This window comes from Gilliamella sp. W8126 (assembly GCF_016102185.1).
In the GTDB taxonomy this organism is placed as follows: Bacteria; Pseudomonadota; Gammaproteobacteria; order Enterobacterales; family Orbaceae; genus Gilliamella; species Gilliamella apis_A.
Genome location: NZ_JACFPE010000010.1, coordinates 17,886 through 40,478, shown reverse-complemented (window position 1 = coordinate 40,478; position 22,593 = coordinate 17,886). Strand labels below are relative to the sequence as shown.

Here is a 22,593-nt window from a genome sequence, read left to right as displayed (position 1 = left end):
TCACTAACACGACCTTTATCTGCTTGTCGCTGACGCCGTGTCAGTGGATGCGCATTATAGGCACTTCATTTTTTTTGGCAAGTGATTATTGCAAATTTATTTTTGTTTGTCTTTTTTTTACACAAGATGAGCTAAAATCAAACTAAAATGATACATTTTGTAGCAATTTCACCTTTTTAATTTTTATTTTGTTAGTTAAATTCTTTAATAAAAGAAAAATCAGATGGCAAAATTTAAAATAACTATCGCCTAAATAACGATATCCATAACCATTTGCTTTTGAACATCCAGCTATATAGTCTTACTTTTTTATTGTTTTCGTTATTCTCTCATCATAAATAGAATAGCGAATATAGTAGTATTATTAATTAATGTGCTATTTTGCGAATTAACATTCACATCATTCACCATTATTAAAAATATACAGCGTTTAAATTAAACGCTGTGGTTCTATTATAATTCTGCTTTAATCTTTTTCGGTAAATCAGCTAAACTATCAATTAACCAATCTGCTTGTGCTAACGCCTCTTCGGTTATTTCATCGCCGGTTTTAACTAATACTGTTTTTTTAACCCCAGCCCGTTTCCCTGATAACAAGTCAGAAACCCTATCACCAACCATATAAGAATTTGCTATATCGATATTGAGTTCTTTAGCCGCAGATTGAATCATACCAGGACTTGGTTTGCGACAGTCGCATTCATCCACTAGTGGATCATGAGGACAATAATAGACACCATCTAAATCAACACCACGATCTTGTAGTGACCAATCCATCCATTCAGTTAAGGTATCAAACTGCTCTTGAGTAAATTTATTTCTAGCAATTCCTGATTGATTAGTGGTAATAACTAATAGAAACCCCATCTTTTTCAATTCTTGCATTGCGTCAATCACACCATCAATAAAGTGAAATTTATCAATAGTGTGTACATAATTATAATCTATATTAATTGTCCCATCTCGATCTAAAAATATAGCAGGTTTCATGTTTAATTATCTTCCTTTTATATGGATTCTTTTCTAACTATATATAGGATATTATTGATTGACTTAGATGTCTAGACGTCTTAATATTTATCTATTCAGATTTTTGTTGTTATATATCATGATAAAACTAGAACATATCTCAAAGACATTTGAGCAAAATAAAACCACTATTCATGCCTTAAAGGACATTTCACTTCATGTTCCAGAAGGTAAAATTTATGGTGTGATTGGCAAATCCGGCGCAGGTAAAAGTACATTAATACGTTGCGTTAACTTGTTAGAAAAACCAACAAGTGGAAAAATATTTTTTGATAACCAAGATATCACCCATTTATCTAATCGAAAGTTAATTGAAGTTCGTCGAAAAATTAGCATGATTTTTCAACATTTCAATTTACTTTCTTCTAGAACGGTATTTGATAATATTGCTTTTCCTCTTGAACTCAATAGAACACCTAAAGCAGTCATTAAACAAAAAGTAAATGAACTTATTGATCTTGTTGGTTTAAGTGAAAAAGCGAATGTTTATCCAGCTAATTTATCTGGTGGGCAAAAACAACGCGTCGCTATTGCTAGAGCGCTAGCCAGTGATCCAAAAGTATTATTATGTGATGAAGCAACGAGTGCTCTTGACCCAGAGACAACCCGTTCTATTTTAGAATTATTAAAAGATATCAACCAGAAACTAGGCTTAACCATTTTATTAATCACTCACGAGATGGATGTAGTTAAGCAGATTTGTGACCAAGTAGCAGTAATTAGTGATGGCGAGTTAGTTGAACAATCTTCAGTTGGCGAGATGTTTTCACATGCAAAAACGGATATTGCAAGACAATTCATTCAATCAACATTGCATCTCACAATTCCAGATGACTATTTAGCAAGACTGACACCAGAACATAAAGAAGGACTTAATCCGCTGGTTCGCATGGAGTTCACAGGAGTTTCGGTTGATTTACCACTACTATCGCAAATAGCAAAAGAGTTTGAAGTTGATAGTAATATTATTAGCGCTCAGATGGACTATGCTGGCGGTGTTAAATTTGGTTTAATGTTGACAGAAATGAAAGGCAAACAAAAAAGTACTGCATCGGCAATTGCGTTTTTAGAAAAGAATAATACTAAAGTTGAGGTGTTAGGTTATGTTTGATTTTCTTCCATCATTTAAACCATTTGAATCATTAATATTATATTTATCTCATTTTGATTTTTGGTCAGATTTTATTGCTTTCGCCTCTTCTTTTGAAGGATTTAGTGAAGCGATGATAATAAAAATAGCGCAATCTACTGACGATACTATTTATATGGTTACCTTGTCAGCCTTCTTTGGTCTGCTTATTGGTTTACCTATAGGTATATTGCTTTATACCACACGTAAGGGACAGATATTAGATTGTACTATTTTAAATAATGTTATTTCATTTATTGCAAATTTCTTTCGTTCAATACCATTTATTATATTAATTGTATGGATTGTTCCTTTTACTGCTTTATTAATGGGTACATTTATTGGTAAACAAGCGGCAGTTGTACCATTAAGTATAGGAGTAGCACCATTAATAGCTCGGATGATTGAAAATGCATTATTAGAAGTACCGAAAGGTTTAATAGAAGCAGCGCGCTCTATGGGGGCGACACCATTACAAATTATCTATAAAGTTTTATTACCAGAAGCATTACCTGTCATTGTAAATAGTATGACCATTACACTCATCACATTAACAGGATATATTGCTATGGCAGGTGCTGTAGGTGCCGGAGGCCTAGGTCAACTTGCAATACAGTATGGATACATCAGCCATAAACCAGCAATAACAAATTTAGTAGTGTTTATATTAATAATTTTTGTATTTTTTATTCAATTTTTAGGTAATACTATAGTTAAACGTGTTACCCATCATTAATCATGGAGAGAGTTATGTCTATAAAAAAATTAGCACTAATAACCACACTGGTCAGTGCATTTTTCTTAACTGGTTGTGATAACAAACAAACAACTGCAACTGATAACAAACCTGTAGAACCAGCAAAAGTTAGTCCTTTAAAAGTTGGAGTAATTGCTGGAGCAGACCAAGAAGAAGCAGAAATAGCGCAACAACAAGCAAAAGAACGATTTAATCTTGATATCGAACTAGTTATTTTTAATGATTATGTCACGCCTAATAGAGCCTTAAACGATGGTTTAATTGATGTTAATGTGTTTCAACATAAACCATATTTAGACGAACAAATGAAAGAACAAGGCTATAAATTAGCAGTAGTTGGTAATACTTTTGTTTTCCCAATTTCTTCTTATTCAAAAAAACTAAAACCAATTGCAGCCGATGAGCAAGTTGGAGAAGGCGTCAAAGTAACTTCTCCTCGTGGTGAAACATACTTCATTCCAGCTAATTCAACCATTGCTATACCTAATGACCCTACTAATTTAGGCCGTGCTTTACTTTTATTACAACATGAAGGAATGTTAACGGTTGATAAAGCTAAAGGTTTATTACCTACTGTATTAGATATCACCAGCAATCCATATAACTATAAAATTGTTGAACTTGAGGCACCAATGTTGCCACGTTCTTTAGACGACTCACAAGTTGATTTAGCAATAATTAATAACACGTTTGCAGCTCCTGCAAATTTAATCCCAAGCAAAAATGGTATTTTTGTTGAAGATAAAGAATCACCATATGTCAATGTTATTGTCTCTCGTGAAGAGAATAAGGACGATGAAAGAGTTAAAAACTTTGTTAAAGCTTATCAATCTGATGCTGTAGCTAAAAAAGCCGATGAAATTTTCAAAGGTGGCGCTATTCGTGGTTGGTAATAGTACATTCGCAAACTATGATTAACTTACTCCCATCGACTATTGTCGATGGGAGCACATTTATAACAATTACACAATAATTCAATAATGACATCTCAATTTGAGCCAATTGGCATCATTCACTCACCCTATACTGAAAAATTTGCTGTACCACGCCAACCTAATCTTGTAACAGCAGCTGAAGGTGAACTACATTTGCTAGATAGATTTAATGATCCTATGAGTATTAAGGGATTAGAACAGTTTTCACATATATGGTTATTATTTCATTTTCATCATATTGATGCTAATAAACAGAAATTAACTGTCCGTCCGCCTCGTTTAGGTGGCAATAAAAGTTTAGGTGTATTTGCGACAAGATCACCATTTAGACCCAATAATATTGGGCTCTCAGTCGTTGAATTACTAGATATTATTATTGAAAACAAGCAGGTCATATTAAAACTAGGTGGTTTGGATCTAGTAAATGGTACACCAATAATTGATATAAAACCCTACTTACCTTATTGTGATAGCCATCCAGAGGCAATAGCTGGTTATGCGCAACAGCTTCCAACACAAAAACTTAAGGTAACATTTTCATCTGAAGCTGACATATTTTTACAAAACCAACTACAGCATTATCCACAACTAAGCGAACTAATCGAACAAGTTATTTCTCAAGATCCGAGACCGGCTTATAAACAAAAAAGTCTTCATGAACAAAGTTATGCGATTACCCTATATCATTTCAATATAATGTGGAAAGTATTAGGGGATGCAGCCATTGTAGAAAATATTCAGATAATTAGTTAGTCGTACAAATACACTAATAATAAAAAATAATAAATTATTGATTTAATATATTTAGGAATTAATCGGACAGTTTGTAAAGATAATTTCAAAAAAAAGTTATGCGAGACCGATAATATTTATTTGGTGTGTTGAAATTATTCTGATAAATTAGCTGTGGGTTTAATTCCTTATATTTCACTTTGCCACTAAAATTTAATAATCTTAGTGGCTCTTTTATAAATCAATGATAATTATTACTTTTCTTGTTTCTTAACTCTGCTATATCAATAGCATCGAACAGATAATGTTTACCGCAGTAATCACAATGAATATCAATCTTACCACCATCTTCATTGAGAATATCATCAACTTCGTTATCTGGTAATGTCATTAAGCTATCTTCACAACGTTGTCGCGAACAACCACACTTAAACACAATATCGTGCGTCTCAAATAAACGAACTTCTTCTTGATTATAAAGACGATATAATATCTCATCAGTTGGCAATTGGAATAACTCATCACTAGTGATAGTCTCCGTCAATGCACCGAGATGTTCAAATGATTGTTCAATATCTTCATTAGCTGGTAATACTTGTAATAAAATACCTGCCGCCATAGGTTTGTTATTATGAACCCCCGTTTTGACAAATAAACGGGTAGGAAGTTGTTCAGATTGCATAAAGTAATTTTCAATACAACCAATTAAAGTGTCTTTTTCAAGGCCAACAATACCTTGATAACGCTCCCCTTTTTTAGGTGTAATGGTAATGACGATATAGCCGTTACCCACCATATCTTTAAGTGTGGCATTATCCGCTATTTCACCATTAACTCGAGCAACTCCACGTAATCGCTGTTCATTATTACCATTTACTACTGCTAATGTCAGCGGGCCATCACCTTGCAATTGAACCGCGATATCACCATCAAATTTTAAAGTAGCAGTTAACAAACTGGTTGCTACTAACAATTCACCTAATAAATTTTGTACCGCTATAGGATAAGTATGGTTTTCTAAAATTGCTTGGTAAGTATTTTCAAGTCGAGTAATCTCACCTCGAACCGAATGATTATCAAATAAAAACCGATTTAAAGTATCCATATTAATTCTTGTCGCCTTGTTGTCTATCATATTTAAATTTAATTAATGTTCGCCGCTCTTTTTTATCTGGTCGTCGATCAGGATGCGGCATAGTTAATGCATTAAGTTTTCGAGCTTCAGCGATATTTTCTCGTTTGGTGATGCTTTCTAAGGTCTCTTGGTAAAGATATTCAGCTTCTCTAGCAGGCCTACGTTGATCACTAATAGCTAAAACACGAATTGTTTTTTGTTCATTGCCCTGTCTAAGGGTTAATATAGCACCAACTTCAACAATTTTACTTGGCTTTGCTCGTTGACCATTATAGTGGACTTTGCCACCATCAATCATATCACGAGCGATGGAACGAGTTTTATAAAACCGAGCCGCCCATAACCATTTATCTAATCTTACTAGATACATCGTTTCCTCATTTAAAACTTAATACATCTTAAAACAGATATAAGGATAATTTTATTAAAATCAATGCTGTGAATAAATAGAATACTCATTATCGTTAGTAAAAAATGTTCCCGATAGACTAAACGGTGAAATTTCACCATGTAAATCAACACGATAATTTGATGATTCTGGTGGCGTTTGGACTAGCTGCCATTGATTTAGCAATTCACTAGTAATACCTTTAGCAATAATATGCAATGATTCAAACTCAGTTTGCAAAGGATTTATCGTTGCAATTGCGTCAAGTTTACCGCTATTAATTAATGCGCTAAAACTTAATAACGCTCGATGCTGACTATCAAAACTGAGTGATAAATTAGGATATTTAACCGCAATTTTATTAATTGTTGCATCATTAGCTTTAAAAAATAACGAACCTGAATATATACCAATCCTTTTATCTTCCACTAGCCTAACATTGGTTCCAGAAACATTAAAGCTAGCGAGATTAAATGGATAATCTGACTTAGTGCTGATTAACGTACTTGGCATAACAGTTAACTGATCAATATCGACTTGATTAAATATACTCGGTAATAACCGTTGTTTGAAGTTATCAGGTAACTGATAATTAACACTGGCTAATAATAATGTTTTTAGATGTAATGCATTATTTCTCCAGCTACCAGTTAAACGGATATTACCGTCATTCCACTCCGCGATCGCTTTTAAAATGTCTACTTCATCGTCTTTACAAGATAGTTGTAGTAATAATGATGAAAGTTTTTCATCAAACCATACAACATTATCAGCACTAATAACAAAATTACTTTGTTTTAACTGCCATTGATTATCATCATAATCAATATTGGTTATGTCTATATTACCCTTTTCAATAGTTAAATTAGGCAATTGAATATTACTATCAAAGATTGAAAATTCTTGTAATTTGAATTTTGGCAATTCAGACAAATATCTGTTTAAATCAGTCTCATTATTGACGTTAAAATGTATATTGTTTAATTTTAATTGTGCTATATCCAAACTACCATCTGCTAGCATTTTTAATTTACTAACAAAAAAACCATTACCAATATTACCACCTAAATTAGTAATTGAAGTGATACCATCACGATAATATCCTTGCAGTAACACACTATTTACAGCCATTTGCTTAAATAATACTTGCTGGGCAGTTAAATCGAATTGATATGGTTGTTTACTCGACAAATCAAACGGCTTTATACCACCATTAATTTGTTGTAATAACAATGGTTCTTGAGCATTATTCAATGAAAATTTTAAGGTTGTGTTGTAAAACCGTAACATATTGGCCGTAAATATCGATTGGCTGATTTGAGAATCATCTAGCGTGCCATCAATGACATTAATATAATTAAAATGATGGAATTGCCACAAATTTTGCTTATCGAACCCAACGATTAATTTGCCAATATTAGCAACTTCTTGCTGATCTTTTTTTACTAATAAATTATCAACGCTTAACTCATAAAAATTAGCAAAGGAATGATTTATTTTGCCAATTGTAATAGAATAGGTACCCAGCTTTGATAATTGTTGGCTTACTATTTTGGCACCAAAATTGGTCTGTAACAAAAAATAGCCAACTACAATTAACAACCAGAAAATCGAAAAGAGGATGATTAAACTAAATCGTAATCGTCTCATAAATAAGCTAAATAGTTAGAATGAAGGGTTGAGTTTGTATTACGATACCTGATTTTGGTTAAAATAGCACTTGATTTTGCTATAAATGATTTGTTGTTAAACCAGTTTTGAAGTTAATATATAACTAAAACCAATTGTAACATTAGAATAACAAACCAAATTAATAATTTATCTCTCTTTTGATTAAGATGAACATTTGTTATTCTTTTTATTTACTATATAAATAGGAAAAAACCGAGATGAAACAGATCCCAATGACAGTAAAGGGAGCCGAATTATTACGTGCAGAACTTGAAGAACTTAAAAATGTAAAAAGACCTCAAATTACTGCCGCTATTGCTGAAGCTAGAGCACACGGTGATTTGAAAGAAAACGCTGAATATCATGCAGCGAGAGAACAACAAGGATTTTGTGAAGGTCGTATTCAAGAAATCGAAGGTAAATTGTCGCAAGCACAAATTATCGATATCACTAAAGTTAAAAATACTGGCCGCATTATATTTGGTGCCACAGTCACCGTTGTGAATATTGATACTGATGAAGAAACAACCTACAGAATTGTTGGCGACGATGAAGCAGATTATAAACAGAATCTAATTTCAGTTAATTCACCAATTGCTCGTGGACTTATTGGCAAGGAAGATGGTGATACAGTACAAATTAAAACACCAGGCGGTGATGTTGAATTCGATATTGTTAAAGTTGAATATATTTAATTAAACTGTTGCAAAAAAATAGGGCGATTAGCCCTATTTTTTATTTTGGTAGTGTAATTTTTTTATCTTCACTCGGTCTGTATATCGTAAAAATAGAACCCACCTGTTGAACTGCTAAAGCTTTGGTTTCGCGGATGATTGCTTCACAAATTAACTTTTTAGTTTCACGATCTTCAGCGGATACTTTAACTTTTATTAACTCATGGAAATTTAAGGCATTTTCAATTTCTGCTAGCACACCTTCGGTAAATCCATTAGCCCCAATCATCACTATCGGTTTTAAATGATGAGCTTCACTTTTTAAATACTGTTTTTGTTTATTCGATAAATTCATTAATTTTTTATCACATTAAGTTGTAATTTTGCTATTCTACCCTTATATATATTTGTAATCAATTGAAGTGACCTCATTACATTAAGGATTTATTCTCTGTGAGTAACAAAAAACGCTCAGCAAGCTCTACTCGTTGGCTTAATGAACATTTTAACGATCGTTTTGTGCAACAAGCACAAAAAAAAGGCCTGAGATCCAGAGCATGGTTTAAATTAGAAGAAATACAAAAAAGTGACAAATTATTCAAACCGGGAATTACTGTGGTGGATTTAGGCGCTGCGCCGGGAGGATGGTCACAATATGTTGCATCACTCATTGGAAATAAAGGACGAATTATTGCCTGTGATTTATTACCGATGGATCCCATCGTTGGCGTTGACTTTCTGCAAGGTGATTTTCGTGATGAAGCGGTATTAAATGCCCTACTTGAGCGAGTTGGTGAAGAAAAAGTACAAGTTGTTATGTCTGACATGGCACCAAATATGAGTGGACAACCAGCCGTTGATATACCAAGAGCTATGTATTTAGTTGAACTGGCATTAGATATGTGTAAAGACGTCCTTGCTCCAAATGGGAGTTTTATCGTTAAAGTATTCCAAGGCGAAGGTTTTGAAGAGTATCTAAAAACAGTAAGATCACTGTTTAAAACAGTCAAAATTCGTAAGCCTGAAGCTTCGCGAGCTAGGTCTCGAGAAGTATATATTGTAGCAATGGGGATGAAGTAGCCAGCCGTACAATTTTGTAGTACCATACTTGGTTAATTTTAGTCGTAACTATTAATTTTATGAGAGGTTTTTCTTTTGAACGACATGGTAAAGAATTTACTGATCTGGGGTGTTATCGCCGTCGTATTGATTGCTGTCTTCAGTCAATTCAGCTCAATATCCAATAGCGGCCCTCAAGTCGATTACACCAAATTTAATGCGGATGTAACGGGTGGCAAACTTAAAGAAGTGCATATAAATGGTCGCGAAATTGTTGCTACTACTAAAGGTAGCAATAGTTATGTTACCTATATACCTTATTTTGATGAAAAGTTAGTTGATAATTTGGTATTAAATGATGTTGCGGTCTATGGTAGCCCAGACGAAAAACCAAGCTTATTAGTTAACATTTTAATCTCTTGGTTCCCGATTATTTTACTACTTGGTTTCTGGTTCTTTATCATGCGCCAGATGCAAGGCGGTGGTAAAGGTGGGCCAATGTCGGTAGGCAAAAGTAAAGCTAAAATGTTAACACCTGACCAAGTTAAGACTAAATTTAGCGATGTTGCAGGTAGTGAAGAAGCGAAACAAGAAGTTACCGAAGTTGTCGATTTTTTAAGAGATCCTGGAAAATATCAAAAACTTGGTGGTCGAATTCCAAAAGGTATTTTAATGGTTGGACCGCCAGGTACCGGTAAAACATTACTAGCTAAAGCCATCGCTGGTGAAGCAAATGTTCCTTTCTTTAGTATTTCTGGCTCAGACTTTGTAGAAATGTTTGTTGGGGTGGGTGCTTCACGTGTTCGTGATCTATTTGAACAAGCACGTAAACATTCACCATGTATTATCTTTATTGATGAAATCGATGCTGTTGGACGTAAACGTGGTGCCGGCTCAATGGGTGGTCATGACGAACGTGAACAAACTCTTAACCAAATGTTAGTTGAAATGGATGGTTTCGAAGCTAATAGTGGCATTATCATTATTGCGGCAACCAACCGTGTTGATATTCTAGATCCAGCCTTACTTCGTCCTGGCCGTTTTGACCGCCAAGTACAAATTGGCTTACCGGATATGAAAGGTCGTGAACAAATTCTAGCAGTTCATGTGCAAAAAGTGCCACTTGGTTCTGATGTTAATTTATCGGTGCTTGCTCGTGGTACCCCAGGTTATTCTGGTGCAGAATTGGCAAACCTAGTCAATGAGGCAGCACTATTTGCAGCTCGTCGTAACAAACGTTTAGTCACTATGGACGAATTTGAAGAAGCTAAAGATAAGATCAATATGGGTACAGAGCGACGTTCGTTAACCATGACACAAGAGCAACTTATCTCAACCGCTTATCATGAGGCTGGACACGCCATTATTGGTTATTTAATGCCTGATCATGATCCAATCCATAAAGTAACTATCATCCCCCGTGGCCGAGCATTAGGGGTAACTTTCTTCTTACCTAAAGGTGATCGGGTTAGTGAAAGCCGAGAAAAACTAGAAGGTGATATTGCCACACTATATGGTGGACGTCTTGCCGAAGAACTGATTTATGGTGTTGATAAAGTTTCAACAGGAGCATCAAACGATATTAAAGTTGCCACTCAATATGCCAGAGCAATGGTTACCCAATGGGGCTTTTCTGATCGTTTAGGTCCGTTATTTTATGAAATGGATGATAATTCATCTTATGGACGACCAAAAGATATCTCTGATGAAACAGCGCGAATTATTGATGAAGAAGTTAAAAAAATTATCGATCGTAACTTTGAACGAGCACGTAAAATTTTAACTGAAAATATGGACGTACTTCATGCGATGAAAGATGCATTAATGAAATACGAAACCATTGGCGCAAAACAAGTTGCTGATTTGATTGCTCGTAGACCAATTACTGCTCCAGAAGATTGGACTGAAAGTGATGAACAAGCAGCAAAAGAGATACCAAATGAGGGAACAGACATACCACCTCAATCAGAAAATTAATTACGACTAAATCTAAAACGCGCTTCGGCGCGTTTTTTATCATCCAACAGCAATTAATTTTGTAAAATAATAAACCAGTACTAACAATCATACTTCAGCATTGCAACAGTGCAATTAGCATTAAAAATATTAATAAAATAAGGCCTAAAATCATGGAAATTCGTTTTCAAAATCACGTAATGGATCTCTCTTTTCCTCAAGTAATGGGAATTGTTAATATGACGCCAGATTCTTTTTCTGATGGCGGTAATTACAACAATCTTGATGATGCTATGCGGCGAGTTGATAATATGATTCAAGCTGGGGCAACCTTTATTGATGTTGGCGGAGAATCAACTCGACCTGGTGCTGCTGATGTTTCAACCAGTGAAGAACTTGATCGGGTTATACCGTTAGTGGAAAAAATTGCTCGTTATTTTGACGTTTGGATTTCAGTTGATACATCAAAACCAGAGGTCATCACAGAAGCGTCTAAAGCTGGTGCACATTTAATTAATGATATTCGGGCATTAACTTTACCTGGAGCATTACAAGCAGCACAAAAAACGGAATTACCAGTATGTATTATGCATATGCAAGGTGATCCCAAAACGATGCAAAATGCACCTCATTACCAACAAGATATCTATCAAGAAGTCGATTCATTTTTTACTGAACATATTCAACGATGTGTAACTGCTGGCATTGCTCGGGAAAAAATCATCCTTGATCCAGGCTTCGGATTTGGCAAAACGTTAGCCCATAACTATCGTCTATTGGCTACACTGGAAAAATTCCATCACTTCAATTTGCCTATTTTGGTTGGCATGTCAAGAAAATCGATGGTCGGGCAAGTGCTAAATGTTCCCCCTAAAGAACGTGTATTAGGTAGTGTTTCTTGTGCAGTTATTGCAGCAATGAAAGGAGCGCAAATTATCCGTGTTCATGATGTCAAAGAAACCTTCGATGCCATGCGAATAGTGCAAGCCACATTAGCAGAACAATCATTTTAGTCTGTAGAATTTCTTCTTATTGTTATTTAAATAGCTAGCCGTTAAAGATTGTCTAAAACGGCTAACTATTTAGATTGGTTAAACTACTCCGAAATGAACGAGTAATACAAAAGTTATATTATTTTAGGGTTGCCATATATTCTTCTAAGTGTGATTTAATTACTGTCACATGAGGACCATAAATAACTTGAATACCTTGGCCATTAATAATTACACCTTTTGCACCCGTTGATTTTAAAATATCTTTATCAACTAATTGATTATCATGTACAGAAATTCTTAATCTTGTTGCACAACAATCTACATAAGTAATGTTTTCTTTGCCACCTAATCCATCTAATATAATACTTGATAGCTCATTGTTATTTTTAGCTTTCTTCGCATTTTCAACATCTTTTTTGGTATATAATTTAGTTTCCTCGTTATCGTCTTCTCGACCTGGAGTTTTAAAATTAAATTTTTTGATCAAGTAACTAAATGTAAAGTAGTATATTGGGAACAATGGAAGACCAATCAGAATAACATTAACCCAATGTGTTTTACTATTTCCTTGTAAAACACCAAATAATACAAAATCAATTAAACTTCCAGAGAATGTTTGCCCTACACCAACATCGAAAATATGACAAAGCATAAAAGATAAACCAGCATACAAACAATGAATAAAGTAGAGTAAAGGACCAGCAAATAAGAAAGAAAACTCAATTGGTTCAGTAATCCCTGTCAAAATAGCCGTTAAAGTTGCAGAAACGAGTAGACCTAAGACCATTTTGCGATTTTGTGGTTTAGCAGTACGGTAAATAGCTAATGCTGCACCAGGAATACCAAATAAATAAAATGGAAATTTACCCGCCATAAAGCGTGTGGCTTCAACTGAAAATTCAGTTGTATTTGGACTAGCAAGTTGAGCAAAGAAAATATTTTGTGCTCCAGCAATAAGATTGCCATCAATCATTGCCGTACCACCAACTCCAGTCTGCCAGAATGGCATATAAAATACATGGTGCAAACCAAATGGAATTAAAGCTCGCTCAATAAATCCATAAATAAATGTACCTGCATAGCCCGATTCATTGACTAATTTGCCTAATAATAAAATTCCATATTGGATAGAAGGCCAAATATAAAACATTAAAATACCGACAAATAAATAAACGAATGCTGTAACAATAGGAACAAAGCGCGAGCCACCAAAGAATGATAAAATAGCAGGTAACTCAATTCGATAATACCGATTATGTAAAGCAGCGACACCTAATCCAACAATAACACCACCAAAAACGCCCATTTGTAGAGTTTGAATGCCAACCGCATCACCTAAAGAACCATCTGGTAAGGCACCTTCTTTTAAGAGTCCTTTTAGCTCCAATAGCGCATGAATAGTTGAATGCATAATAAAAAAGCCTACCGCACCAGATATTGCTGCAACCTCTTTTTCTTGTTTTGCCATTCCCATTGCTACCCCAATAGCAAAAAGAATAGGCAGATTAGAAAATATTACACTACCCGCATTTTTCATGATGGTTAAAAAAGCATGTAACAAAGTTCCTTCGCCTAAAAAGCTTTGTAATCCATAGGACACAATTGTTGTTTCATTGGTAAATGACGCTCCTATACCTAACATTAATCCAGCCACAGGAAGAAGAGCAATAGGTAACATAAAAGAACGACCAACCCGTTGCAATACACTAAAAAAAGTACTTTTCATTGTAGTTAACCCTATTTTTTATTAAAAGACACAGTGAACGCCTCAAATAGTTCACAAAAATAATTTTATATGTAAACAAATTTAATTTAAAGAGATCTAGTTCACATAATTTTAATAAAAAATTAATTTATATAGCCTTATTAACGGAAAAACAACAAAAAATAGAGTATAAATTATCTATAATGTTTAATTTTGTGAATTAAGACCTTCATCGCAATAAAGGCCTTAAAAGTTAGGAGAGATTACGGAGTTCATTTAGCGTCTGTTTATAGGATTTATCTTTATTAAACAACCCAGCAGTTCCCAGTATAAAATATTCAACATAAGGCGATAGCTGTTCGATGATATTTGGGCTTATCGCACCATCAATGGCAATAGAAGTATTGAGATTTCTATCTTTAATCATATCACTTAATCGCTTTATTCTATCAATAGAGTTAGCGATAAAAGGTTGTCCGGCAAAACCTGGATTTACTGACATTATCAAAACAACATCAATTAGATCTAAAACATCTTCTAACACACATAATGGTGTACCTGGATTAATAGCAACGCCTACTTTCTTACCTGTTGATTTAATTTGATTTAGAGTTCGATGTATGTGGGTTAATGTTTCAACATGAACATAAATAATATCGCAGCCAAGTTGAGCAAATTTTTCTATATATGGTGATGGATTAGTTACCATTAAATGAACATCATAAGGAATTTTTGACAACTTACTCACCGCTTTAATATCTTCTATACCTAATGCGAAATTAGGTACAAAATTACCGTCCATCACATCAATGTGAAACATGTCTACACCAGATTCTTCTAATGACTTCAATTCAACTTCTAACTTGGAAAAGTCAACACACATAAGCGAAGGACAAAATTTACTCATGAAATTCTCCTTTTTGAATAGCATCGATTTGATCTATTCTATTTTGGTGACGGCCGCCTTCAAATTTCGCCATTAACCATTGTTCAACAATCATTTTTGCAAGTTCACTTCCCACTACACGGGAACCAAAAGCAAGAATATTAGTATTATTATGTTCACGTGATAATTTTGCAGAATAAGGATCACTACAAACAACCGCTCTTATTCCTGAACATTTATTTGCCGCAATTGAAATACCAATACCAGTGCCACATATTAATATTCCTAAATCGACTTCTTTTGAATTGACAGCCCTTGCCACTTTATTAGCATAAATCGGATAATCGGTTCTTTCTGTTGATGGCGCACCAAGATCAATCACTGTAATATTCTTAGTCTCCAAATAATCAATGATATCTTTTCTTAAAATATATCCAACATGATCATAACCAATTGCAATTTTCATATATTCCCACCTCTCTGACTAAAAAAAACACAATTAACTTCACACTTAAAAATATTAACGTTAATTTATTTTTTTGTAAAGTTACCAGCAAAAATAAAAAAATCTTTTTTTACAATGTGCTTAAATTGAAATTGGGTTAAAATTACCCGAAAAATGTTATGGAGAGAAACCATGAAACAAACACATGATCCAGAAAATTCTAATGCTTTAGCAATTGGAGCAATGATTCGTATTTCACTTTCTAGTTTAAGTAATACTGAACAACGAATTATTGAATGGATGATGACTAAAGGAAATTTAAAGCCTAGAACAAGTATTAAAGAAGTGGCAGAAGAATTATCCGTTTCGGAACCATTATTAGTAAAAGTATCTAAAAAATTAGGTTACTCTGGTTTTAGAGAAATTCGAAAAGCATTACTTTCTTATTTTGATGCTTTACCTTTTGATAAAGAACAAGAACTATCTGAAAAAGATAATGTCGAAAATATTATTGAAAAAGTTTTTAATAACTCTGTACAAGCTTTAAAAGAAGCCCAATCTATTGTTGATGCTAAAATAATATCAAAAGCAGCAGAATGGATTTTTCATGCTAACCGTATCGTTATTCTTGGTGTCGGTGGTTCAGCTATTGTTGGTCAGGATTTTGAACATAAATTATTGAGAATTGGGATTCACAGCCATACTTATAGTGATCACCATTTGATGGTAATGGTGGCGAGTCAATTAAAAGAAAACGATGTAGTTATTGCTATATCTCAATCAGGCAATACAGCGGAAATATGTAATGCAATATTGGTTGCGAAAAAGAATAAAGCTAAGATTATTTGTATTACTAATAATCATCAATCTGAACTAGCTGAAATTTCCGACTTATCTATCTTTAGTCCAGCTAAAAATGGTCCATTATTAGGGCAAAATGCTGCAGCTCGAATTATTCAACTAACTTTATTAGATACATTATTTATCGCAATTGTAGTCTTAGATCACGAAAAATCAAAAGTTCATTTAGAACGTAGTATTGATGTAGTAAAACCATTACATAAAAATGCACAATATATTGAATAATATTATTTTTAATTAAATATAAAAGTTGAGTTATCAAAAACGCCTTTCCTCAAAATTTTTAATTGTGGTTAAAATATGTAAAAAATATTAAGGAGTCTATACCATTAACTTGCAAATAATATTTCTGTTTTATTACTAGCAATCGAATAACCTCAAAGGTAGGTAAATGCCTACCTTACCTATATTACAATAGTATTTATCTTCCGAATGACGCAGGTGAATTAAATTTAATAATTTAAAAAGTTAAAAATAATCTTGTAAAAAATATTGAGGAGTCTATACCACCATTTTCCTTTTTTAATAAGCAACGCCTTTACAATTTAAGATATATCGTTTAAAGCGATTAATGTTCGCTATGAAAGTTAAATAATGATGGTAAATCTGTTTTTAACTAACCAAGATCGCTATAAATATAAACAATCCTATATAATTATTATTCATAAACGCTTTAAAACAATTGCTTCTATCACGGTCTTTGATTAACCATTGTTGATAAATAAATAGCAATAAGGCGATGATTAAACCAATATAATAAAATTGCTGAAAATGATTGTTTATGCCGATCAATGTCAGGCAAACTAAGGTTATGATTTGCAGTAATCCAATAATAAACTTGTCATAGTCACCAAATAGGATAGCAGTGGACTTGATGCCTATTTTAAGATCATCATCGCGATCGACCATAGCATATTCGGTATCATAAGCTATTGTCCAACATACATTAGCTAGACACAGTAACCAACAAGTTATCGGAAATTGAGCTATTGTTGCCGCATAGGCCATTGGAATTCCCCAGCTAAAGGCAATGCCTAAAGTCAACTGGGGTAAATGTGTGTAACGTTTCATAAATGGATAAAGCATTGCCGTGATTAATGCAAAACCAGCCATTAACCAAGTTAATTTATCCAAAGTAAGCAATAAACCAAGCGCAATAAGCAGTAATACGAATAAAGTGTATAAGGCATTTTTTTCGCTCAATGCACCACGGGCGAGAGGACGATTCTTAGTACGTTCGACTTTACCATCAAAATGCCGATCAGCGTAATCATTAACCACACAGCCAGCTGAGCGCATAACAATCACACCAACAACAAACACAACAACAACATGAACAGATGGCGTAGATGTAGCAAGCCAAATCGCCCACAATGTTGGCCAAAGTAGCAGTAAGGAACCAATTGGCTTGTCTAATCGCATCAGTTGTAAATAAGCTAACATAGGTATTGTCCCGAATCATAATAGGTGGATTATACCTGTTCGTTAAAAAGCTGCAAACAACAGCTATCAATGCATATTTTGACTTAAATAAGTGAGCGCTTTATTTGCTATATAATCAGAGTTATACCATTTGCAAATATTGTTCAGCAATAATCGCTAATGCTTGATAAAATAGACTGACTTGATTTTGTTTTAAGCAATTCAAATACATTGGTGCCCAATTTAAAAGGTATTCGGTCATTAATTGCTGTGCAGCAGCAAATTGCTGCTTTTCTAGTAGTATTGCATATGCCATTAACATCAATCCAAACTGATCTTCTGGCTCATTCATACCCGTATCAAGAATCAACCCTTGCTGCTGTAAAAATTCACGATAGCGTTCTTGTGATTCACCCATTAGTAGTTTTTCTTGATCTAAATAGACTGAACCCCAAGGTGGCGCCGACATAATGCCTTGCCCTTCAAATAATAGTGAGAATTGATATTCTATTTCTGCATGCTGTATCTGAGTACTCAAGATTTGGCATTGTTCAGTTACTAATTGTTGGTTTGGCCACTTTGCTAACTGATCTAGCTGTAATAATCCATCAATTAAACCAGTGACTTGTTTACTGGTAGGCGGATAATAAAAAAAAGCGCCTAATAATTTCGCCAACGTGATAGAAGTCAGGTTATCCAAATTATTCAATCCTATATTGATTAGCCAATTAATTATGCCATTACCATCAATTACCGCACAATTAAACGGTTATCATCCACAAATTATAAAAAGTGATACGTCCGCAAATTTCTGCGATAAATACGCCAATAAAAGCCAATAGATAAATCATTACCTGATGTTGCTTTCTTAAAATCGCAAATAAAACCAATGTGATAGAAATAATTAATAATGCGCACTGTGCTATTATCCAGCAATATTGATTAGAGGTTAAGTCTGGAGCAATTTCACTCATTAACTTTAAGTAAGGCATTTTTAATAGCAGAATCAGTAAACTACCAATAAAAAAAGCGCAATAACCTGCTCGATATAGTCCTAACCAAGTAACAGCAATTCCTCCCAATACCAACATCGCAGTATACATTTGTATCGCGGTATAACAACTATCCCACGTTTTTATTGTTGCTAACATATAGGTTAATACGATGGTCCAAACAAAAAATAGGCTTAAAATAACCAAGATCATCGCCAATAAATAGTTTAAATGTGGTATACGGTTAATTTTTTGGCATAGAGGTTTGATGATTTGTAATTTGGTACTATTTGGATACAAGACAAAATAATTAAGCAATACAAAAGCAAATGTCATAGCAAATAATAAGCCAAAGGTAAAAATTTCATTACTCATTGGTGAACGGCCGATACCAAAAATCACATTGAATGCTCGTAATGGTTGACCTAAATGAAATGATGCAATCGCCATACCAATCGCCATGAAAATTAACGCTACTGCATTAATTTTTTGAGTGATAGCCAATTTGGTTTTTGAACGATAAACAAGATAAAACAAGCTACTAAGTAGGATCATCCCTGCGGATAATTGACCAAATATCGTAAAAAATACCAGTGGAAGTTCATGCATACTAGACCTCCTCAGGATTAAGCACTTTACCAAGCGAGTCACCCGATGCTTTAGCTTGCGCATGTGGCTTTATCACAATACTTGGTTTGGTTAAATCTGAACTAGGTAATGGAGCAATATCGCACTCATCACCATAACGTTGACGCAAGGTATTAATGTCATCAAAATCTAAAGCGCGTTGAGGACAAGACTCAACACATACAGGTTTTAAACCTTGCGCTACACGTTCATAACAACCATCACATTTAGACATTACCTTTTTTTGATGATCATATTGTGGTGCACCGTAAGGGCAACGCATTTCACAATAGCGACAACCAATACACACATCTTGATTGACTACCACTAACCCATCTTCTTGGCGTTTATGCATAGCGCCAGTTGGGCAACCTTTTACACAGGTTGGCTCTTGACAATGATTACAAGAGATTGACAAATAATAGGTAAATGTATCATTTTGCCAACATCCATCTACTTGCTTCCATGTACCACCGCCATATTCATAAACACGGCGGAAATGGACACCAAGCGCATTATCTTTTTCATCTTTACAACTTACTTGGCAAGTTTTGCAACCAGTACATTTGGTAGAATTAATATAAAAACCATATTGCATTTGAACCATCTCCTTCCGATTAAGATGCCGACGGCATAGCTGCTATTGGTTTAACTTCAACCAAATTGGTATGCTGAGGATTAGATTTAGCAAGCACAGAGGGTCGTAAGGAGGTTAAACGATTAATGCAACCACCAATATCAATGCCAGCAGCATTAGTCTTGGCCCATAATCCTTGCGGAAGAGCGATAATTCCCGGTAGTATCCGTGGTGTCACTTTAGCTGGAATGTAAAGTCGACCGCGGTCATTATAAACTTCAACCAATTGACCATGCTTTATCTGTCTTTGTTCTGCGTCCACTGGATTAATCCAGAGACTACTAGCTACCGCTTCTCGCAGTTGCGGAAGATTACTATAACTTGAATGACAATGCCCTTTGATATGAAAACCGATTAATTGTAATGGATATTTCGCTTGTGTTTGCAGGTCTTCACTGCCCTCTATTGCCGGTAAATATGCCGGTATAGGATAAAGTTTATCATCGTCATCAAACTCCCATTCATTGGCAATTTTGGCTAATGCTTCTGAATAAATTTCGATTTTACCTGACGGCGTATTTAATGGATTTTTTATTGGATCATCGCGAAAAGCTTTTAATCCGATCTGTGCATCGCTATCAGCTAATTTACGATCAACTATCCCCATTCCATCTGTTTCGGCAAAAGTCGGTAAATTAGGATTGAGCTTACGCATTTTTTCATAACTATAAGCAATCCAATCATCTTGACTCCGACCTTCAGTAAATTTATCTTTAACTGCCATTTTTGCTGACAATTCTGTCAAAACCTCATAAGCAGGACGATTTTCCCAAAGTGGTTTTATTGCTCGTTGCAAACGAATAAAATAATGATAAGCACCTGATGCATATGAATTATTGATTAAATCATTACTCTCTACAGATGAAACATCCGGTAACAGTAGATCAGCATATTTTGCTGAAGCAGTCATATGGGTATCCCAAACTAAAATAAATTCACATTTCGATTCGTCTTGTAAAATTTGATGAGTCCGATTGAGATCGGCGTGTTGATTACCAATAACATTGCTAGCATAGCTCCAGATAAATTTAATACCCACATCTAATTTATCTTTACCTTTTATATAAGAATTTTTCGCAGTCATGCTAAGCGGTTCATCAATTGCTTTCGTCCATAAAAAGAAAGGAATACTGGTTTTAACTGGGTTAACCATATTCAAGCCAGGCACAGGATAAGTTACGCTACCACCCCAAGTACCAATGTTAGTACCACGCTTACCAAACTGACCAGTGATAACTGGTAGGATCATAATCGCCCTTGTAGTATGCTCACCATTTTGCCAGCGCTGTGGCCCCCAACCTTGTGAAATCCATGCTGCTTTAGCATTAACAATATCTAATGCCAACTGCCGAATTTGTTTGGCTGGAATACCGGTTTTTTTAGCTGCCCATTCTGGCGTTTTTGCGGTTCTGTCATGCCCTAGTCCCAAAATATAAGATTTGTAATCGCTAAAAGGCGGAGCACTATCTGGTAATGTATCAGCATTCCAACCCACACAATATTCGTTAAGCATCGCCTCATCAACACGATCTTCTTCAAGCAACGCATAAATAATTGCAGCGACTAACGCAGCGTCAGTACCAGGAATAATCGGCAGCCACTCAGCATTATAACCAACGACACTTTCACTACGGCGTGGATCAATAATAATTACCCTTGCTTTACTTTGTGCTAATGCAGTATATAACTCAGCAACCTGCCCACCGCCCGACATTCTAGTTTCAGCAACATTATGTCCAAACATCACAACTAGATCAGAATGTTTGATTTGGTCTAGCAACGACTCTTTAGCATTACCATATATAAAAGGTTGAATAGCGGTGATCTGTCCACTTGAATAATCACCATGATAATTAAGGTGGCCACCGATACAACTTAAAAATCGCTTACAGGCATTACGGCCTGAGATATTTGCCCCTGTCGTACCTGTACCATATTGGTAATAAATAGCTTCATTGCCATAGCGATTAATAGTGTATTTGAGTTTCTCAGCTAATAGATCGATAGCTTCGTCCCACGAGATGCGTTTAAATTTGCCTTCACCTCGTTTACCGATTCGTAGCATTGGATATTTTAGCCGTTCCGGATCATAAGTACGCCAACGCACAGCTCGTCCTCGCAGACAAGGACGGATTTGATGTTGACCAAAGATCGCATCATTAATCCCATCTTCAGCAGATATTTTAGTAATAATATCGTTTTTAACATGTACTTTTAACGGGCAACGACTACCACAGTTAACTAAACATGCACTATAAAAAATCTTTTCTTGACTCGTTGGATTAGGTACCGAGGTGTTGGCAAGATCTGTCTCTGGCGAGGCATAAGCAAAAGGTAATTGTAAATCATTAGTTAATGCGGCCACACTACCGATTGCTAATGATTTTTGTAAAAAATCGCGCCGAGTTATCTGATTATCTGACTTGCTCATCCTATTCGCTTATTTATATTTGGCATGTCATTATCATAATACTACAGTTAAAATTATAAAACAGAAAAAAGACTAAAATCGAAATTAACTTAAAATAAATTAATGAAATAAGAATTATTATCAATAA

22 protein-coding genes are annotated in these 22,593 nt (G+C 34.7%); 9 read left to right on the top strand and 13 right to left on the bottom strand.

Annotated features, from left to right (window positions below):
- Positions 1 to 453: 453 nt before the first annotated feature.
- On the bottom strand, positions 454 to 990 hold the full coding sequence (gene gmhB / locus H3S74_RS12140; protein WP_110448620.1) for a D-glycero-beta-D-manno-heptose 1,7-bisphosphate 7-phosphatase: 537 nt from the start codon (positions 988 to 990) through the stop codon (positions 454 to 456).
- 118 nt (positions 991 to 1,108) lie between these two features.
- Here gmhB and metN point away from each other — a divergent pair, with 118 nt between their 5' ends.
- From metN to tsaA, 4 genes are all read left to right on the top strand, one after another.
- The gene (metN, locus tag H3S74_RS12135; RefSeq protein ID WP_198222663.1) at positions 1,109 to 2,140 is read left to right on the top strand and encodes a methionine ABC transporter ATP-binding protein MetN; all 1,032 of its coding nucleotides are present in this window, start codon (positions 1,109 to 1,111) and stop codon (positions 2,138 to 2,140) included.
- A 112-nt stretch (positions 2,141 to 2,252) separates the two neighbouring features.
- Positions 2,253 to 2,894, top strand: coding sequence for a methionine ABC transporter permease (locus H3S74_RS12130; protein WP_110448643.1), 642 nt, complete (start codon positions 2,253 to 2,255; stop codon positions 2,892 to 2,894).
- A 14-nt stretch (positions 2,895 to 2,908) separates the two neighbouring features.
- Positions 2,909 to 3,808, top strand: a complete 900-nt coding sequence (locus tag H3S74_RS12125; protein WP_198247979.1) for a MetQ/NlpA family lipoprotein — start codon at positions 2,909 to 2,911, stop codon at positions 3,806 to 3,808.
- A gap of 87 nt (positions 3,809 to 3,895) precedes the next feature.
- Positions 3,896 to 4,603: a tRNA (N6-threonylcarbamoyladenosine(37)-N6)-methyltransferase TrmO gene (gene tsaA / locus H3S74_RS12120; protein WP_232354901.1), complete on the top strand. Its 708-nt coding sequence runs from the start codon at positions 3,896 to 3,898 to the stop codon at positions 4,601 to 4,603.
- Positions 4,604 to 4,823: 220 nt separating this feature from the next.
- Here tsaA and hslO read toward each other — a convergent pair whose 3' ends face one another.
- From hslO to H3S74_RS12105, 3 genes are read right to left on the bottom strand one after another with little or no spacing between them, the layout of a single operon-like run.
- Complete coding sequence (hslO, locus tag H3S74_RS12115) at positions 4,824 to 5,687, bottom strand: Hsp33 family molecular chaperone HslO (RefSeq protein WP_198247978.1); 864 nt, start codon at positions 5,685 to 5,687, stop codon at positions 4,824 to 4,826.
- 1 nt (position 5,688) lies between these two features.
- The gene (gene hslR, locus H3S74_RS12110; protein WP_065578171.1) at positions 5,689 to 6,087 is read right to left on the bottom strand and encodes a ribosome-associated heat shock protein Hsp15; all 399 of its coding nucleotides are present in this window, start codon (positions 6,085 to 6,087) and stop codon (positions 5,689 to 5,691) included.
- Between the two features lie 60 nt (positions 6,088 to 6,147).
- Entirely contained in the window at positions 6,148 to 7,683 is a 1,536-nt protein-coding gene (locus tag H3S74_RS12105) for a hypothetical protein (RefSeq protein WP_198247977.1), read from the bottom strand.
- Positions 7,684 to 7,994: 311 nt separating this feature from the next.
- Here H3S74_RS12105 and greA point away from each other — a divergent pair, with 311 nt between their 5' ends.
- On the top strand, positions 7,995 to 8,471 hold the full coding sequence (gene greA / locus H3S74_RS12100) for a transcription elongation factor GreA (RefSeq protein WP_065578173.1): 477 nt from the start codon (positions 7,995 to 7,997) through the stop codon (positions 8,469 to 8,471).
- A 40-nt stretch (positions 8,472 to 8,511) separates the two neighbouring features.
- Here the strand turns inward: greA and yhbY are convergent, their stop codons facing one another.
- Positions 8,512 to 8,805, bottom strand: coding sequence for a ribosome assembly RNA-binding protein YhbY (yhbY, locus tag H3S74_RS12095; protein WP_065614154.1), 294 nt, complete (start codon positions 8,803 to 8,805; stop codon positions 8,512 to 8,514).
- Between the two features lie 98 nt (positions 8,806 to 8,903).
- On the opposite strand from yhbY, the gene rlmE reads away from it, so the two are divergent.
- The 3 genes from rlmE (at position 8,904) to folP (ending at position 12,478) form a co-directional block, all read left to right on the top strand.
- Positions 8,904 to 9,530, top strand: a complete 627-nt coding sequence (rlmE, locus tag H3S74_RS12090) for a 23S rRNA (uridine(2552)-2'-O)-methyltransferase RlmE (protein WP_065578175.1) — start codon at positions 8,904 to 8,906, stop codon at positions 9,528 to 9,530.
- A gap of 75 nt (positions 9,531 to 9,605) precedes the next feature.
- Positions 9,606 to 11,486, top strand: coding sequence for an ATP-dependent zinc metalloprotease FtsH (gene ftsH, locus H3S74_RS12085; RefSeq protein WP_370547660.1), 1,881 nt, complete (start codon positions 9,606 to 9,608; stop codon positions 11,484 to 11,486).
- A gap of 152 nt (positions 11,487 to 11,638) precedes the next feature.
- Positions 11,639 to 12,478, top strand: coding sequence for a dihydropteroate synthase (folP, locus tag H3S74_RS12080; RefSeq protein ID WP_198247976.1), 840 nt, complete (start codon positions 11,639 to 11,641; stop codon positions 12,476 to 12,478).
- Positions 12,479 to 12,596: 118 nt separating this feature from the next.
- Here folP and H3S74_RS12075 read toward each other — a convergent pair whose 3' ends face one another.
- From H3S74_RS12075 to rpiB, 3 genes are all read right to left on the bottom strand, one after another.
- Positions 12,597 to 14,186 carry a PTS transporter subunit EIIC gene (locus H3S74_RS12075; protein ID WP_110448627.1) on the bottom strand — a complete coding sequence of 530 codons (1,590 nt, stop codon included), beginning with the start codon at positions 14,184 to 14,186 and terminating at the stop codon, positions 12,597 to 12,599.
- Positions 14,187 to 14,418: 232 nt separating this feature from the next.
- On the bottom strand, positions 14,419 to 15,072 hold the full coding sequence (gene rpe / locus H3S74_RS12070; RefSeq protein WP_110448628.1) for a ribulose-phosphate 3-epimerase: 654 nt from the start codon (positions 15,070 to 15,072) through the stop codon (positions 14,419 to 14,421).
- The gene (gene rpiB / locus H3S74_RS12065; RefSeq protein WP_198247975.1) at positions 15,065 to 15,517 is read right to left on the bottom strand and encodes a ribose 5-phosphate isomerase B; all 453 of its coding nucleotides are present in this window, start codon (positions 15,515 to 15,517) and stop codon (positions 15,065 to 15,067) included. The genes rpe and rpiB overlap by 8 nt, the downstream gene beginning before the upstream one ends.
- Positions 15,518 to 15,688: 171 nt before the next feature.
- Between rpiB and H3S74_RS12060 the strand changes: the two genes are divergently transcribed.
- Positions 15,689 to 16,582, top strand: a complete 894-nt coding sequence (locus H3S74_RS12060; protein ID WP_110448630.1) for an SIS domain-containing protein — start codon at positions 15,689 to 15,691, stop codon at positions 16,580 to 16,582.
- Positions 16,583 to 16,969: 387 nt separating this feature from the next.
- On the opposite strand, the gene ubiA is transcribed toward H3S74_RS12060, so the two are convergent.
- The 5 genes from ubiA to H3S74_RS12035 all read right to left on the bottom strand — a co-directional run bounded on the left by ubiA (position 16,970) and on the right by H3S74_RS12035 (position 22,466).
- Positions 16,970 to 17,800, bottom strand: a complete 831-nt coding sequence (gene ubiA / locus H3S74_RS12055) for a 4-hydroxybenzoate octaprenyltransferase (protein WP_198247974.1) — start codon at positions 17,798 to 17,800, stop codon at positions 16,970 to 16,972.
- Positions 17,801 to 17,921: 121 nt separating this feature from the next.
- A complete protein-coding gene (locus H3S74_RS12050; RefSeq protein WP_198247973.1) occupies positions 17,922 to 18,479 on the bottom strand; it encodes a molecular chaperone in 558 nt (185 codons plus the stop codon).
- A gap of 61 nt (positions 18,480 to 18,540) precedes the next feature.
- Positions 18,541 to 19,380, bottom strand: coding sequence for a DmsC/YnfH family molybdoenzyme membrane anchor subunit (locus H3S74_RS12045; RefSeq protein ID WP_198247972.1), 840 nt, complete (start codon positions 19,378 to 19,380; stop codon positions 18,541 to 18,543).
- Position 19,381: 1 nt separating this feature from the next.
- On the bottom strand, positions 19,382 to 19,996 hold the full coding sequence (locus H3S74_RS12040) for a DMSO/selenate family reductase complex B subunit (protein WP_065650725.1): 615 nt from the start codon (positions 19,994 to 19,996) through the stop codon (positions 19,382 to 19,384).
- Positions 19,997 to 20,015: 19 nt separating this feature from the next.
- Positions 20,016 to 22,466, bottom strand: a complete 2,451-nt coding sequence (locus H3S74_RS12035; RefSeq protein ID WP_198247970.1) for a DMSO/selenate family reductase complex A subunit — start codon at positions 22,464 to 22,466, stop codon at positions 20,016 to 20,018.
- Positions 22,467 to 22,593 lie beyond the last annotated feature (127 nt).